11 protein-coding genes, 1 tRNA gene and 1 pseudogene are annotated in these 15,988 nt (G+C 69.3%); 5 read left to right on the forward strand and 8 right to left on the reverse strand.

Features of this window, described 5'->3' with window-relative positions; genetic code table 11:
- The 3 genes from AB0C28_RS00490 to topA form a co-directional block, all read right to left on the reverse strand.
- A complete protein-coding gene (locus tag AB0C28_RS00490; protein ID WP_358072394.1) occupies nt 1-558 on the reverse strand; it encodes a helix-turn-helix transcriptional regulator in 558 nt (185 codons plus the stop codon).
- A gap of 75 nt (nt 559-633) precedes the next feature.
- Entirely contained in the window at nt 634-1,881 is a 1,248-nt protein-coding gene (locus tag AB0C28_RS00495; RefSeq protein ID WP_357840506.1) for a metallophosphoesterase, read from the reverse strand.
- Nucleotides 1,882-1,948: 67 nt separating this feature from the next.
- Nucleotides 1,949-4,648: a type I DNA topoisomerase gene (gene topA / locus AB0C28_RS00500; protein ID WP_358072396.1), complete on the reverse strand. Its 2,700-nt coding sequence runs from the start codon at nt 4,646-4,648 to the stop codon at nt 1,949-1,951.
- Nucleotides 4,649-4,838: 190 nt separating this feature from the next.
- On the opposite strand from topA, the gene AB0C28_RS00505 reads away from it, so the two are divergent.
- A complete protein-coding gene (locus AB0C28_RS00505; protein ID WP_106243331.1) occupies nt 4,839-5,024 on the forward strand; it encodes a DUF5703 family protein in 186 nt (61 codons plus the stop codon).
- A 117-nt stretch (nt 5,025-5,141) separates the two neighbouring features.
- Here AB0C28_RS00505 and AB0C28_RS00510 read toward each other — a convergent pair whose 3' ends face one another.
- Together AB0C28_RS00510 and AB0C28_RS00515 are read right to left on the reverse strand one after the other, a co-directional pair.
- Nucleotides 5,142-7,181, reverse strand: a complete 2,040-nt coding sequence (locus AB0C28_RS00510) for a chaplin family protein (protein WP_358072398.1) — start codon at nt 7,179-7,181, stop codon at nt 5,142-5,144.
- A gap of 443 nt (nt 7,182-7,624) precedes the next feature.
- Nucleotides 7,625-8,188 carry a hypothetical protein gene (locus AB0C28_RS00515; RefSeq protein WP_358072400.1) on the reverse strand — a complete coding sequence of 188 codons (564 nt, stop codon included), beginning with the start codon at nt 8,186-8,188 and terminating at the stop codon, nt 7,625-7,627.
- Nucleotides 8,189-8,599: 411 nt separating this feature from the next.
- Between AB0C28_RS00515 and AB0C28_RS00520 the strand changes: the two genes are divergently transcribed.
- A tRNA-Leu gene (locus tag AB0C28_RS00520) sits at nt 8,600-8,685 on the forward strand.
- A gap of 531 nt (nt 8,686-9,216) precedes the next feature.
- Here the strand turns inward: AB0C28_RS00520 and AB0C28_RS00525 are convergent.
- The 3 genes and pseudogenes from AB0C28_RS00525 to AB0C28_RS00535 all read right to left on the reverse strand — a co-directional run.
- Nucleotides 9,217-10,329 (reverse strand): annotated as a pseudogene (locus tag AB0C28_RS00525) (recombinase family protein); the annotation flags it as partial.
- Between the two features lie 222 nt (nt 10,330-10,551).
- On the reverse strand, nt 10,552-11,553 hold the full coding sequence (locus AB0C28_RS00530; RefSeq protein WP_358072402.1) for a site-specific DNA-methyltransferase: 1,002 nt from the start codon (nt 11,551-11,553) through the stop codon (nt 10,552-10,554).
- Entirely contained in the window at nt 11,550-11,939 is a 390-nt protein-coding gene (locus AB0C28_RS00535; RefSeq protein WP_358072404.1) for an XF1762 family protein, read from the reverse strand. The genes AB0C28_RS00530 and AB0C28_RS00535 overlap by 4 nt, the downstream gene beginning before the upstream one ends.
- Before the next feature lie 236 nt (nt 11,940-12,175).
- Here AB0C28_RS00535 and AB0C28_RS00540 point away from each other — a divergent pair, with 236 nt between their 5' ends.
- The 3 genes from AB0C28_RS00540 to AB0C28_RS00550 all read left to right on the forward strand — a co-directional run bounded on the left by AB0C28_RS00540 (nt 12,176) and on the right by AB0C28_RS00550 (nt 15,858).
- Nucleotides 12,176-13,408, forward strand: a complete 1,233-nt coding sequence (locus AB0C28_RS00540; RefSeq protein ID WP_358072406.1) for a hypothetical protein — start codon at nt 12,176-12,178, stop codon at nt 13,406-13,408.
- A 162-nt stretch (nt 13,409-13,570) separates the two neighbouring features.
- Nucleotides 13,571-14,935, forward strand: coding sequence for a conjugal transfer protein TrbL family protein (locus AB0C28_RS00545; protein ID WP_358072408.1), 1,365 nt, complete (start codon nt 13,571-13,573; stop codon nt 14,933-14,935).
- Nucleotides 14,932-15,858 carry a PrgI family protein gene (locus AB0C28_RS00550; protein WP_358072410.1) on the forward strand — a complete coding sequence of 309 codons (927 nt, stop codon included), beginning with the start codon at nt 14,932-14,934 and terminating at the stop codon, nt 15,856-15,858. The genes AB0C28_RS00545 and AB0C28_RS00550 overlap by 4 nt, the downstream gene beginning before the upstream one ends.
- Nucleotides 15,859-15,988: the final 130 nt, after the last annotated feature.

Consider the following 15,988-nt stretch of genomic DNA (forward strand, 5'->3'; position numbering starts at 1 on the left):
TCAATTCATAACTCCGGCCTCATGTCGCGCCTCTTCCACCAATGGCCGCCACTCGGCCCTGACGTCGTCGGGCAGAGCGAGCTCGTCCCACAGGTCGATCAGCAGCACGCCGTCGACGTGAGCGAGCAGCTCTCCGGGCTCGCCCTCGCACAGCAACGCCGTGTAGGCCGCCCGGCGCTCGTCCCGGTCGGACAGATCGTAGTCGCGCCCGCCGACCCGCACGGACCCCAGCGCCGCCGCCACCGGCAGCCGGCCCAGCCGGGTGGGCACGTGGACGGTCCGCCCCTCGCCGGTCACCCGGGGCACGCACTCGACCTTGGCCTCCAGCACCAGCCGGAACCCGGCGGCGTCGAGGATGCGCCCCGCGGTCTCCAGCGTCGGCGACTTCCTGCCGTGCTCGTACGCCGACAGCGTCGTGCGCGAGGTGCCGCTCACGCTGGCCAGCGCCTTCTGGTTGAGGCTGGCCGCATGCCTGGCCTGCTTGAACAGCAGCCCGCCGCGTCTGGCCCAGAAGGCCACGTCCTGCCGCAGCGCTCGCTCCAACGGCGAGGAGACCATGACCACACCTCCGAAAGTATCCGCTCGGATACTGTACGCCATCATGGCATGGCGTGACCACCGGATTACGAAAGGTCAGCCGCGCAGTTCGAGAATCGTGATCTCGGGCGGTGCCCCGACGCGCACAGGCGGGCCCCAGAAGCCCGCTCCCCTGGTGACGTACACCTGCACCCCGTCCACGGTCGCCAGCCCAGACACGACCGGCTGCTGCAGCCCCACCACCAGGTTGAACGGCGCGATCTGCCCGCCGTGCGTGTGGCCGGAGAGCTGCAGGTCGACGCCGTGCCGCGCGGCCTCCTTCACCTGGACCGGCTGGTGCGCCAGCAGCACCGTGGACCGGCCGGGCTCGCGCCCGCCGAGCGCCTTGGCGAAGTCGGGCGACTCACCGGCCGGGGCGCCCCCGATGTCGTTGACGCCGGCCAGGTCGAGCACGGCGCCCTGGTGCCTGATCTCCACCCGTTCGTTTCGCAAGGAGCGTACGCCGAGCTCGGCCAGCTCCTCGATCCACTCCCCCGGCCCCTCGGCCGTGAAGTACTCGTGGTTACCGGTAACGAAATAAGCGCCATATCGGGATTCGAGACTCTTGAGCGGCCGAGCCAGCGCCCCGAGCTGCGCCACCGACCCGTCCACCAGGTCGCCCACGATCGCGACCACGTCGGCCTCGAGCCCGTTGATCATCCGGACGATCCGCTCGGTGTGCCCGATGCCCGTGAGCGGCCCGAGATGGATGTCGCTCACCACGGCGAACCGCAGGCCGGCGAGCCGCGAATCCAGCTTCGGCAGCGTGACCTTGACCGGCTCGATCACGGGATCGCCCAGGGCGCTGACCATCCCGTACCCGACCGTGCCCAGCGCGCCCACCCCGGCGACCGCGGCGGTGGCCCGGTCGAGGAAGAGCCGCCTGCTCATCGAAGACGCGACGGGAACGTCCACGGCGACGTCAGCGGGCACCCCGGCCCCAGCACCGCCCCCAGCACCCGCCCCGGCCGACACCGCGACAGGCGGCGCCGCCACACTCTGCGGCTCCCGCCGCCCCGCACGCCGTACGAGGGCCGCCACGACCGCCCGCGGCACCTCCAGCACGACGAGGATCACGACCAGGTAGAACATCACCGCCAGCCAGATGAACCCGGGCCAGAGCGCCCAGCCCTCCAGCCCCATCCTGCTGCCCACGAGCGTGGTCACGAGGATCGCGAACAGCGCGACGACGCTCCAGGTCAGCGCCTTACGCAGCCTCCCGGGACCGGTCGTGCGGCGCACCAGCCGAAACCACAGGTATGCGTGCGCGAGCAGCACCAAGGCCAAGAAGAACAGGACGAACACATGAACGATGCTACTTCCGGCGGCCGACATTCCGGCGGCCCCGGCCAGGCGGCCGCCGGAATGTGATCTACGACTTGGCCGCGGGCTTCTTGGCCGGAGCCTTCTTCGCCGGCGCCTTCCGCGTGGTCGTCTTCTTGGGTGCGGGCGCCCGCTCACGCCGTTCGGCCAGCAGCTCGGCCGCCCGCTCGATCGTGATGTCCTCGACCGTGTCGCCCTTACGCAGGGACGCGTTGGTCTCGCCGTCGGTCACGTAGGGCCCGAAGCGCCCCTCCTTGACCACGACCGGCTTCTTCGAGTTGGGGTCGTCGCCCAGCTCGCGCAGCGGCGCCGCGGCCGCCGCCCGGCCCCTGCCCCGCTGCTTGGGCTGCGCGAACAGCTCCTTCGCCTTGTCGATGGTGACCGTCAGCAGCTCGTCCTCGGAGGCCAGCGAGCGGGAGTCGGTGCCCTTCTTCAGGTAGGGGCCGAACTTCCCGTTGTGCGCCACGACCTCCTCGCCCTCCAGCTCGCCGACGACCCTCGGGATCGTCAGCAGCTTGAGCGCGTCGTCCAGCGTGATCGTGTCCAGCGACATCGTCTTGAACAGCGAGCTCGTACGCGGTTTGACCGCGTCCGCCTTCTTCGTCCGCCGCTTGGGCGCCTCTTCGTCGGCGGCCGGCTCAGGCAGGACCTCCGTCACATAAGGCCCGTAACGCCCGTCCTTGGCCACGATCATGTGACCCGTCACCGGGTCGGCGCCCAGTTGCCGATCACCCGTCGGCCGCGAGAACAGCTCCTCGGCCTTCTCCGCGGTCAGCTCGTCGGGCGTCATGTCCTCGGGCACGTTGACCCGCGCGCCGTCGCGGTCGAGGTAGGGGCCGTAACGTCCGACCCGCAGGACGATGTCGCTGCCCTTGACCGGGAACGAGCTGATCTCCTTGGCGTCGATGTCGCCGAGGTCGGTGACCATCTCCTTCAGGCCCTCGTCGCCGTCGTCGCCGCTGCCGTAGTAGAAGCGCTGCAGCTCGGGAACGCGCTCCGCCCGGTCGTTGGCGATGTCGTCGAGCACCTTCTCCATGTCGGCGGTGAAGTCGTAGTCGACCAGGTTGCCGAAATGCTGCTCCAGCAGGTTGACCACGGCGAACGCCAGGAACGACGGCACCAGCGCCGTGCCCTTCTTGAACACGTAACCGCGGTCGAGGATGGTGCCGATGATCGAGGCGTACGTCGACGGCCGCCCGATCTCCCGATCTTCCAGCTCCTTGACCAGCGAGGCCTCGGTGTAGCGGGCCGGCGGCTTGGTCGAGTGGCCGGCCACGTCGAGGCGCGTCACGCTGAGCGCGTCGCCCTCCACCAGGTTCGGCAGCCGCTTCTCCGAGTCGTCGCGGTCGGTCGAGGGGTCGTCGGCGCCTTCGACGTACGCCTTCAGGAAGCCGTAGAACGTGATCGTCCGCCCGGACGCGCTGAACTCGACGTCCTCGCCGGCCGACGACCTGCCGCCCACCTTCACGGTGACCGACTCGCCGACCGCGTCCTTCATCTGGGAGGAGACGGTGCGCTGCCAGATCAGCTCGTACAGGCGGAACATGTCGCCCGATAGCCCGGTCTCGCCCGGCGTGCGGAACTCCTCGCCCGACGGCCGGATCGCCTCGTGCGCCTCCTGCGCGCTCTTCACCTTGCTGGAGTAGACGCGCGGTTTGTCCGGAACGTACGCGGCGCCGTACAGCTTGACGGCCTGCGACCGCGCCGCCGCGACCGCCGTCTCCGACAGCGTGATGCTGTCGGTACGCATGTAGGTGATGAAGCCGTTCTCGTAGAGCCGCTGCGCCACCTGCATCGTGTATTTCGCGGAGAAGCCCAACTTCCTGCTGGCCTCCTGCTGCAGCGTGGTCGTCCTGAAGGGCGCGTAGGGCTTGCGCGTGTACGGCTTGCGCTCGACCGACTTGACGGCGAACGACGCCCCCTGCAACCGGCCGGCCAGCTCGCCCGCGGCGGCCTCCGACAGGTGCAGCACGTCGGCGTTGCCCTTGAGCTGGCCGGTGCTGGCGAAGTCGCGCCCCTGCGCCACCCGCTTGCCGTCGACCCCGGTCAGCGTGCCGGTGAAGTCGCGCGGCCGCTCGTCGGCCTTGCCCGTGTCGAACAGCGCCTGAAGGTCCCAGTAGTGGGCGACCGTGAACGCTATGCGCTCCCGTTCGCGCTCCACCACCAGCCGCGTCGCCACCGACTGCACCCGGCCGGCGGACAGCTTGGGCTTGACCTTCTTCCACAGGACGGGGCTGACCTCGTAACCGTAGAGGCGGTCGAGGATGCGCCGGGTCTCCTGGGCGTCCACCAGGCGGAGGTTGAGGTCGCGCGGGTTGGCCACGGCGTCGCGGATCGCCTGCGGGGTGATCTCGTGGAACACCATGCGGTGCACGGGCACCTTGGGCTTGAGCACCTCGCGCAGGTGCCAGGCGATGGCCTCGCCCTCGCGGTCCTCGTCAGTGGCCAGATAGAGCTCGTCGGCGTCCTTGAGCAGCTGCCGCAGCTTGTTGACCTGCGACCTCTTGTCGGGGTTGACGACGTACAGCGGTTCGAACTCGTGCTCGACGTTCACTCCGAGACGCGCCCACGGCGCCCCCTTGTACTTCTCGGGGATGTCGTCGGCCTTCTCCGGCAGGTCGCGGATGTGACCGATGCTCGATTCGACGATGTAGCCGCGCCCGAGGTACCCCGCGATCGTCTTCGCCTTGGCGGGCGACTCGACGATCACCAGGCGTGTTCCGCCGGCGCTGCCGTTCTTGGCTGGCACGCTGCTTCCTACCTCGCTGTTCGCTTGCAAATCCCCCTGCCGGGAGTCGGCACAGATCTGAAAGGTAACCCGACTCGCGGAAATTTCCTTCCCCCGGGCTACCCACTAGCTTCCGGGTCCACCCGCAAGCACGCAGAATAAGGCCCATCGAGCGGCCTGGCGCCCTGACTCACCCTGGAGACTAATCGTTGTGCTCGACTACTCCTACATGGATATCTTCATTCCACGCGATCTCACTCGCGAAGCAGCACGTCAACTGCTGACCGAACACGCAGAGTACGGTCAGTGGGAGCTCGCGCGCGTCCGGGTCTACCCCGACGGCAGCCGACGCGTCCGCCTGCGGCGCAAGATCATGAAGGTACGCAGCACGCTTTGAACGCGAACATGGCTTTGCCCGCCCCGGGCCGCGCCCCCGGAACGGGCAAAGCGTCTACCGCCGCCTACTCACAGACTGTGAGCGGAAGCCGTCCTGTGTTACGTACTTCCTGATCCCTTACTTACGGCCGATCCGGAACCGGCGGGTGGCGCCGAAGAGCGTCGCCGAGGCGGCGAGCATGGCGCCGGCCAGCAGCGCGAGCAGGGAGCCCGAGTTCATCCCGGTCACGCCCGCGGGCTGCTCGGCGCTCATCAGGCCGAGCTGGGGCACCGGCAGGGCGCGGGTGGTGGAGTTGACGGCCCCGCCGATCGGGGTGGAGGCGACCAGGTCGGTGGCCGGGGCGAGCGGGGAGCTCGACCGGGGCGCGACCGAGCGGCCCTTGCTGTCGACCGGCGCGGAGACCGCGGTGCGCTTCGGCTTGGCCGGGGCGGCGGGCATGCCGGGCAGCTCGGGGAGCTGGGGCAGGCCGAACGTCCTGGCGGCGTCGTCGACGACGGGGAGCTGGTGGGTGACGCCGCCGACGCTCTCCAGTTGCTTGGTCACGTCGGGTAGCTGCTTGGTCAGGTCGTTCGCGCCGCCGAGCCCCTGGGTGAGGCCGCCGACCTTGCCGCCGACCTCCTGCACCCCGCCGAGGACCGGCAGGGACGGCGTGATCGGCAGCATGCCGCCCTTGGCGCCCGACATTTTGCTGTTGAACCGGGCGAAGCGCTCGAACCCGTCGGGACGCTGGAAGCCGGGCCGGCCGACGTTCGAACCGCCGAGGCACCCGGCGGCGGCGTCGCCCAGGACGGCCGCGGCGTTGCCGCAGACGTTGATCGGCGCGCTGATCGGGGCCACGACCTGGTTGCCCGACAGCACCCCGCCGGCGCCGGACGTACGGTTGCCGCCGCCCCCGACCCCGTGGTGCGGCCAGACGCCCGCGCCACCCTTGCAGTGGGCCCGCGACGCGCCGAGCACGGCGGCCGCGTTGCCGCAGACGTTGATCGGGGCGGTGATCGGCGCGATCACCTGGTTGCCCGACAGCACGCCACCCGCGCCGGACGTACGGTTGCCGCCGGCGCCCTTGCCGCCGTTCTTCACCACGGCTCCGCCCTTGCAGCCGGCGAACGCGTGGCCGAGCACGGCCACGGCGTTGCCGCAGACGTCGATCGGCGCGCTGATCGGCGCGACCGCCTGGTTGCCGCTCAGCACGCCCCCGGTGCCCGAGGTACGGTTGCCGCCCGCCCCTGAGCCGCCGCGGGTGTTGTGCACCTCGGCGCCGCCCTTGCACCCGGCGACCGCGTTGCCCACGGCGTTGCCACAGGCCTCGACCGGCAGGCTGATCGGGGCGATGACCTGGTTGCCGCTGCCGACCCCGAAGCGCCCGTCGGTGTCGTTGCCGGTGGAGCCGTGAGCGTGGTGGGGGGCGCGGTAGTGGTGGCCGGGCCCGCCGTTGTTGGTGACGGACGACCCGCCGGCGCAGCCGGAGAACGCCCGGCCGACCGCCGCGACCGAGTTGCCGCAGATGTTGATCGGCGCGCTGATCGGCGCGACGACCTGGTTGCCGCCCAGCACCGACCCCTTGCCCGAGGTACGGTTGCCGCCCGCCCCCACGCCGGTGTTGTGGACCGCCGATCCGCCCTTGCAGCCCGCCGTCGCGTCGCCGAAGATCGCCACCGCGTTGCCGCAGGCGTTGATCGGCGCGCTGATCGGCGCGGTGATCTGGTTGCCGCCGAGCACGCTGCCGTCGCCGGAGGTACGGTTGCCGCCGGCCCCGCCCTTGCCCTGGTTGCGAACGGTGGCCCCGCCCTTGCAGCCCGCGTCGGACTTGCCGATCAGCGAGACCGCGTTGCCGCAGGCGTTGATCGGGACGCTGATCGGCGCGTTGACCTGGTTACCGCCGCCGACGGACCCGTTGCCCGACGTCTCGTTGGGGATGCCGGGCCGGCCCGAGTTGACGACCTCGGCGCCACCCTGGGAGGTGGCCTCCGACTTGCCGACCGCGGCGATGGCGTTGCCGCTGATGTCGATCGGGATGGAGACCGGCAGGTCGACCTGGTTGCCGCCCGCGACAGACCCGTCGCCGGAGGTGTCGGCCAGGGCGGTGCCGCCGCCGAACGACATGACGGCCACGGCCAGGAGAGCCGCAGGGCTCGTTGCCTTCGCCCACGTACGCATGATGGATGCTCCTAGTGGTTTTGGGGGGATACCTGAACGGTTCGCGGGCAGCCCGAAGCCGTGCGAGGTATCGCGCACAGCGGAGACCTCGGATTCGCGAACCAGTCGAACGTGATGTCCTTCACCTGCGGGCGGAGGGGATTCATGCCACGCTCCGCCGCTCTGCCCTGATTCCGGCCTGCCGGCTCGACCTCTATTACGGTCGGCCACGTACCGGCCGGGCCCTCTCGAACTCGACCGCGGCCCTCGACGGGGGGATCAGCTGAATCGCACGAGGACCAGCCGAGGACCGGGCGGGAGAACAGACTGGGACCGGCCTGGGATCAGGCGGGGAATCAGTGCGGGTGAGTCAGCCAGGCGACTGAGTCGGGTGCCCCAGCCTGAGTGACTCAGCTTGAGTGCCCCAGCCTGAGTGACTCAGGCTGGTGACCCAGTCGGGTGACTCAGTCGGGTGAGAAGGAAGGGTCGTCCGCCGCTGTGCGGACGACGGGGGGAAGCAGGCGCGCCAGGGGGGCGCGCCCAGCCTGGAGCCGCGGGTCGAACCCTGACCGCGCGACATCCCCGGTCGCGGCCCCGAAGGGACCGCTGCCACCGCCGTTGGGCACCAGACCATTGGTGTCCAGGATCTCTCCGGCGGAAGAAGGTACAGGCAGGCCAGGATCCTGCTGGCTGTTGAGGCCGTCGACCGTACGTCCGGCCATGGCTTCGGCGTTCTCCGACGCCGAGGCGTGGCCGGGATCGAGGAGGGACTGCTGCGCGACCCCGGACAGAGCCGCTCTCGCCGCCGCTGTGGTGGCCGCTGCCGCTCCCGTCTCCGCACTCGCGTCCGCCGCCCTCCCTGTCGCCGCGGTGGAATCCGCGGCCGCCGGGGCGGCGGTGAACGTGCCGAACAGGACAGCGAGCAGCCAGCCGGTGGCCACCAGGGCGCCGACAGCGGCTGCCCGCACGACGACCCGACGAGCGCCGGCCGCGAACCGCGCCATCCGGTCAGCCCGATCGGTGGTCACGTCCTGCGCCGGGGTGATCACACGAGGGCGGCGGACAGCCAGGGCCTGAGCCCTCTGCCGCCACACCGCCTCACGCGCCACAATTCCTCCCGAGTATCCAGAACCGGCCTCACACCGTGAGGCCGGTCCGTGGACTCACCCCTCAACGTTCCGTAACCGTAGCAGCACTCAAGGTTGCCGCAAGAGCTTTTCACCCGAGACCCAGAATTTGGCCAACCACCCTCCCCCCAAACCCTCCCCAACCACCCCACCCACCCCCGTGCGCCCCCATGCCCACCCCATCGGAGCCTCTGCTTGAGCGGTCGAAGACCCGTCGCCGGCAAGGTCGCGATACTTGGTATGACGCACTGCTCAGAGTTTGCTAACCTTACGGAGCCGACGCGAGATGACGGTCCCGCGTGCAGGCACCAAGTCCGGGTGGCGGAATAGGCAGACGCGCTAGCTTGAGGTGCTAGTGCCCAGTGATGGGCATGGGGGTTCAAGTCCCCCCTCGGACACATTTTCGTACATGATCGTCCAAGCTGAGCTTGGGCGATCACTGCGTTTCTGGCCGGTTCATAAGTCAGGCCCAGTCCGAGCTCTCCGTACACCTCGGCCTTGTCTGTCGGATCCGCGTTACGGAGTGCCCTACGCAGGTCTCCGATCGTGGCCACCATCTCGGCTATCTCCTCTTCTGTGAGTCGTTTCGGGATCTTGCTCATGACTCGGTCGAGGCGCATCTGCTCGACCTTCCGTTTCGCCTCCGTCTCGGCGATCCACCCGGCGACGACGGCAGGATCACTCCCGGCGTCGACGAGGGCGCGGTAGGAGGTCAGCTTGCGCTCGCACTCGGCCACGACCTGACGGACGGATTCGACTTCCGCCAGGCGGTGGTCATCGGCGAGCTGGGCGTCGGACATCGCCCGGATGGTGTCCGGAAGGTGCGCGGGATCGAAGGTCGTGGCCAGCCACGTGTCCAGGGGCTCGACGATGAGTTCCTCTCTGACGTAGACCGAGCGTGGATGATCGAGGTGATTGACCTGCGCGTACTCGCGTGGGAAGACGCAGCGGTAGTGCGGCTTGTCGTTGTTCCAACTGCCTTGCATGCGCCGCTCGCAGATGCCGCAGAACAGCAGTCCGCGGAAGATGTACGGGCGGGGAGTCCGGCGCGGCTTGCGTCCCTCTTGGGCGCTTCCAGGAGCCGACAGCAGCGCCTGCACCTGAGCGAAGGTCTCTTCTTCCACCAGCGCCTCATGAGCGGCCTGCTGGGACCAGATCCAGTTGTCCGAGTCGTTCCAGCGGAGCTTGGTCATGTGCCCGAGGGCGACGTCATTGACGTCGATGAGCACCTCGTCCTTCCGCTGCCGGTTCCAGACCTGGCGGCCGGTGTAGCGAGGGTTGAGCAAGATCGCTCGGACCGCCGCCTTCGACCAGGCGATCCCGCTGCGATGGCGGTTCCTGGCCCGGTCGTAGGCCGAGGGGCACAGAATGCCGTCGCGGGTGAGCTTCTCCGCGATCGCGAGCAGTCCCCTGCCCCCGAGAAACTCGGCGAAGATGCGCTGCACGACGGGGCCGGTGAGCGGGTCCGGCTCCAAGCGGCGCAGGCGCTTGCCGTCCGCGGCCTTGGCCGGGTTGGGATGCGGACCGGCATCGACCAGGCGATACCCGTACGGTGGACGCCCTCCGAGATAACGGCCCTCCATCTGGGCGAGTGCGGCCATCGAGGTGCGGACCCGCAGCTTGATGCGGTTCCGCTCGCCCTTACTGATGCCGCCGAACATCGACATGATCAGCTCGTGCGCCTCGTTGGCCGGATCGATGGGGCCCCCGATCTCGGGCACCCACAGCGGGACGTCGAAGTGTTCGAACAACGGGAAGGTCAGCCCGAACTGGTTGCCGTAGAAGGCCCGTTGTGGTTCGCCGACCACGACGGCGTCAAACCCCCGAGTGGGGTTGCTCAACTCATCCAGCAGGGTTCCGGCGCGCGGCCTGCGCTGCGGCGGGATCGATCGGGACTTGTCGATGTCGAAGAACTCCGCGACGATCACACCCCCGTGAGGCTCGATCAAGGCCCGGGACCGGGACAACTGCCAGTTCCTCGACGAAGTGGGGTCCTGGTTGTCCTCCGTGGACACCCGGCCCCAGAAGGCGAATGGGATCATTCAGGCTTCCCTTCTTCCGGCTGACGCTCCGCCAGCGCGATGTTGGACTTCTGGAGAATCCGCAGGAGCGCACGAGCTGCTCCAGCGGTCAGTGCCGGACACGTCTCGGGGATCTCCACGCGCAGCTCTCGATGCTCGCGCAGGCACCCCTTCGATCCGGGCCCTGCAGGGTACGCTTCCGAACCCTCTGCCGGAGGCCCTGAGCAGGCCCTTTGTAGCTGTTCAGCCACCCTGGCCACCTGCCTCGGTGATGCGGGTGCGGGCCAGGTCGCAGTAGTCGGCGTTGAGTTCGATGCCGACGAAGGTGCGGCCGAGTCGCTGAGCGGCGATGCCGGTGGTGCCGCTGCCCATGAACGGGTCCAGGACCTTGCCGCCGGGGCGGCAGCCGGCGGCGATGGCCTTGAGCGGGATGTCGATGGGGAAGGCCGCGAAGTGTGCCGCGCGTAGCGGGCGGGTGGAGATCGACCAGACATCCCCCGGATTCCTGCCGCTCGGATGGCCGGCGGCATGCCGGCTGCCCGTGGGACACATTGCCGCGCCGTGCCGAGGGCCTGCCGCACCCTGGCCGTACTTGCCGGACGGTGGCCACGCGGTGGAGATGCTGTTCGGCTTGTTGCCGCCCGAGCGGGCCCTTCTGGCGATCGGGCGGTCTCCGGTGTACGGCTCGCGGATCGGATCCAGATCGAACCGATAGTGCCGCTGTTTGACCAGCAGGAAGATCAGCTCGTAGCGGTTGGAGAGGCGATCCCGGATGGACTGCGGCATCGCGTTGGGTTTGTGCCAGACGATGGCGTTGCGCAGGATCCAGCCGTCGTCCTGCAGGGCGAAGGCGACCCGCCAGGGCATGCCGAGCAGGTTCTTGGGCGGCACCGACTGTCGGGCCTTGGGGCGTACGGAGGGCTGACGTGGGTTGAAGTCGGTTCCGCGGGCACAGCCGTCGGAGTTCGCGGCGTAGACGTCGCCCAGGTTGAGCCAGCAGGTGCCGTCGTTCGCCAGCACCCTGCGCGCCTCCGCGAAGGTGGCTCGCAGGGTGTCCACGTAAGCCCAGATCGTGGACTCCTGGCCGTACTGGTCGTCGCAGTAGTGCCGCAGCCCCCAATACGGCGGGCTGGTGACGATGCAGTCCACCGAACCCGGGGGCATCTCGGCCAGCACCTGACGGGCGTCGCCGTGGTAGATGGCCGCCTGCTCGTCGCTCCAGTACGGTTCGCGCAGCCCGGTCATCGGCGACCTCCGACCGCGGCGTCGTGCGAGCCGAGGCGCACGACCAGTCGCCGGTAGCCCGCCGCTCCGGCCGCCTGGCAGACGGCGCCCAGCAGTGTCGAGCAGGCGTCGGGAGTGCCGTCGGTGGACAGGCAGGCGATCTCCACCGTGTCCGCCTCTTCGTGCTCCCGGCTGCCGGCGAACACGACGCCCACGAGAGTTCCGTCCTCTGTATGGGCGCCGAGAACGATCTCGGCATAGGTCGGCGGATTGGGGCGGTCATGTGTCCAGGCGGCGAATGCCCGTGCGGTCTGGACCGCCAGCACGGAAATCGTCAGACGTCGGTCGTGCGGGCGGGCTGGAATGTCCAGGCGGTCGTTCTCGTGAATCTCATGGCGGTTCTCCATCGTGGTTGTCGGGACGCGTTCCGGATGCGTGACCAGGCAAGCAGCATGATCAGAAGCCGCTCAGAAGTCGGGCGCGAGAAGGCGGAAGGTCCGGCTTGCCAGATTTGCGGATCGCTCAGATGCGGCCGGTTCTGACGAATTTCTGAGCGAAGTCTGAACACGTTTCTCAGCCGCTTCTGAGCAGGTGCGTAGACCGGTTTCGAGACCACAGAGATTCATCTCGACCGGAGTACGACATGAGCGCTCGCCGCCCTGCTGAATCGCCCTTGGACACCGCGGAAACCTCGTTCCGGCTGCTGACCACCGGCCCGGGAAGCCTTTCCCTGGACTGCACCACCCTGGCGCCCGGCCTTCCTCGGGGACCGATCGTGCTGCTAAAGCTGCGCGAGCTGCTCGCCAGCGGTGAGGTCACCGATGACAGCCGCGATGCCGTCTGGCGGGAGTTGGTCGTACGATCCCGCCGGTCCGGACCGTCCTGGACGGTCGCAGCGGTCGGAATGGCGATGCCCCCGCTGCGCCGGATCGCGCTCGCGCTTTCCCGCGACCTGCCCTGTGGCGATCCGGTGGACATCGACATCGCGGTCCTGGCCGGCTTCCTGCGGGGACTGCACCGTGTGGACCCGCAACTGACCGGCATCCGCCCGCGCCTGTGTGAGGCGGCGCGCTACTCGGGGGAGCGCACTCGTCGCTACCTGATCGACCGAGCTCAGCCCGGCGAGCCGCCCACCGCGTCACGCCCCTGGTACCACCCCGAGGTGGTGCTCATCGACGCCATCGCCGACGGCGTCCTCAGCGAGCACGAGGCCGACCTCATCAGCCTGACCCGGCTGAAGCACTCTCCCCTGCGCCCGCCGGACCCAGCCCGCAAGCCGTCCGCAACGGACATGACCCTGCTGCACGAGCTGTGCCAGCGGGCCACCGATCCCCTCGCTGCCTTCCCCGATCTGGGAGAGGCGACCACAGATTCCGCGCGGAGCCAGGAAGCCCCGGATGCAGACCCAGCAACCGACAGAGAAGGAGGCAGGGACACGATCCCTGGCTCCGCGCGGATCTCCCCCAACCACCCGTCCGTTGCCGGTCGGGCCAAGCGGCGGCAGGCCGCGCGGCAGCCCCGACAGAGGCAGCGCTACCCTCGTGGCCTCGCCACCTCTCTCATCGCCGCGGCGGCAATCGCCGCGCTGCTGGTTGCCGTGGTGGCAACCAGAGCGCTCGCCGCGGACCCCGTCGCTGCCGCTCCCTCGAACCTCAACGCGGTGTTCACCAACCTGCGGAACTGGCTGATCGGGCTGCTTGCCACCCTGGCAACGCTCATGCTGACCATCGGCGGGCTCCGCTATCTGATCGCGGGCGGCGACCCCGGAGAGATCCAGAAGGCTAAGGGAGCGCTGAAGGCGGCGGCCTTCGGCTACGCGCTGGCGGTGCTGGCCCCGCTGTTCATGTCCGTACTGAAGCGAATCGTGGGCGAGTGATCCCCGATGCCGCGCCCGACCATCGGCGTTTCCGCTCAGCAGCGCACAGGGCTGACGGCCGTTGCCGCCCTGCTTGCCAGAACGGCTGCCGCCGCTGCCGTCATTGCCACCTGTCTCGCCGGGACCACTGCCAGCGCTGCCGCCACGCCGTCGCCTTCCCCCGTGCCGTCCCCATCGCCAGGAGACGTCACGGTCGAGGCGCCCGGGTTCGGGTTCGGCATCGGCGACTGGATCGCGGGCTGGATCAACTCGTGGTTCTCCAACCTGGTCGCGCTGGCGATCGAACCCATGTTGAAGGTCCTCTCGGTGACCTTGCTCGCCACCCCGGACGTGACCGGCAACGCCAGGGTCTTCGACCTGTGGCAGGCGAGCGCCGTGATCGCCAACAGCGGGTTCATCCTGCTTGCCACCATCGGTGCCATCGCGGCAATGGGCCACGGAACGGTTCAGACCCGGTACGCGATCAAGGAGGTCCTGCCGCGCCTGCTCGTTGCCGCCCTTGCCGCCAACACGAGCTTCACGATCTGCGCGAAGATCATCGAGCTGGCCAACGCGCTCTCAGCGGCTCTGCTCGGGCAGAACTTCGACGGCCGGCGTGCCTTGACGACGCTGCGGTCCATGATCTTGCCTCCGGCGCAGGACGAGAGCTTCTACATCCTGCTCGCCCTTGTCGCCGTCATCCTGATGGTCCTGCTGCTCATCGCCTTCGTGATGCGGGCCGCGATGGTGCTGCTGCTGGTCGTGGCCGCGCCGCTGGCGCTGGCCTGCCTGGCGCTCCCCTACACCGATGGGCTGGCCCGCTTCTGGTGGCGCGCCTTCACCGGGCTGTTGATCGCCCAGGTGGCCCAGTCACTGACCCTGGTGATGACGGTACGGATCTTCTTCAACCAGGATGGGCGCCTGCTGCTCGGACTCATACCGTCCGGGCAGCTCATCAACCTCGTCCTGGCCCTCTGCCTGCTGATCATCCTGGTACGCATCCCGCGCTGGGTCCTGCGCCCGATCTTCGCCCAGACAGCCGGACGCGGCTCGTCGATCACGCGGATCGTCAAGTACGCCCTGGCCTACAAACTGACCTCACCTGTGCTGAACGCCCTGCACCTGGGCCGGGGCGTTCGCGGCCGAGTCGCTACCAGCGCGGGAGTTCCGACGAGAGCGCTGCCCCCGGGCCGCCCGCCTGGACGCCCAGGTCCGGGCGCGCCGCGTCCTCCCGCAGGACCGGCTCCCCGTGGAGGACCAGGCCAGGGCGGCCACTCGCCGACCGGCACCCGTCGCCCGAGCAACCGCCGCAGCCCGGCATCGTCTCCTCCGCCGGTCCACGTAGTGAACAGAAGCCCTGTGCCACAGCCCCAGTGGCTACAGCCGCCGCTCTTCACCGGCCCTATCGGACGCGCTCAGCCGTCCCCTCTCCCTGCCGTACCCGGTAGGCCCGTTCCGCCTGCCGTGTTCCAGCCACCGATCTACCCCGGCACCACCACGAACCCAGGGCGGCGCACTCCGCCCGCCGCAGGAGGTGAAAGGAAATGAGCTGGTCGGTACGGATTCCCGCTGATGTGGAGCAAGACGACCGAATCGTCGGAGCGTGCACCGCACGCCAGGTAGCCATCCTCGGCGGCACCGCAGCCACCCTGTACGCCGTTTACCTGATCGCCGGCGACCATGTCGACCTGCTGGTGTTCGCGGCCGGCGCCTTGCCGGTCGGGCTGGCAGGACTGCTGCTGGCGATCGGGCGGCGTGACGGCGTCCCGCTGGATCGGTATCTGCTGGCCGCCCTGCGTCACCTGGTCTCGCCGAAGGCCATGGCCCCCTCACCGGAGCAAGCGCCTGCGGCTCCGTCGTGGGTGGCCGCTCGATCCGACGCCCGGCCTGCTCCGCTGCGCCTGCCTGCTCGTGGGGTGATCGGTGACGGATTGATCGATCTCGGCTCGGATGGCGTCGCCGCGGTGGCGGAGGTGTCCACGGTCAGTTTCGCGCTGCGGACACCCGTGGAGCAGGACGCGCTCGTAGCCACATTCGGACGCTGGCTCAACTCGCTGTCCGGACCGGCGCAGATCCTGGTACGTGCCCAACGGGTGGATCTCGCTCCGACGATCAACCAGCTGCTGGAGGGCGCGGACGCTCTTGCTCATTCAGCGTTGACGGCCGCCGCGCACGAGCATGCCGCGTTCCTCGCCGAGCTGTCCGCCCGGCACGACCTCCTGAGCCGCCAGGTCCTCCTGATCGTCCGCGAACCCGCCGCGGGCGGACAGGACACGGCCACGGCGCGAGCGCTACGGCGGGTGGAGGAGGCCACGCGACTGCTTCCGGCATGCGGGGTCACGGTCCGGCTTCTGAACGCCGAGGCCGTCAGCGCTGTACTGGCGTCCTGCTTCGACCCGGCCGCGCCACCCCTGCCCGCCGATCAGCTCGCCGAGCCCGGCGAAGTCATCACGAGGGGAGAGCATCGATGAAACTCCGGCGCGCGAAGCCGGCGCGCGGTGGACTCGGGCCGGACGCGGTCCTGGTCCGGCCCTCTCATCTTCGAGTCGGTGATGGACTGTGTACGACGCTGGCCATCAGCGGGTATCCGAGAGAGGTTAC

Origin of the sequence: Nonomuraea sp. NPDC048892 (assembly GCF_040649735.1) — a bacterium.
In the GTDB taxonomy this organism is placed as follows: domain Bacteria; phylum Actinomycetota; class Actinomycetes; order Streptosporangiales; family Streptosporangiaceae; genus Nonomuraea; species Nonomuraea maheshkhaliensis.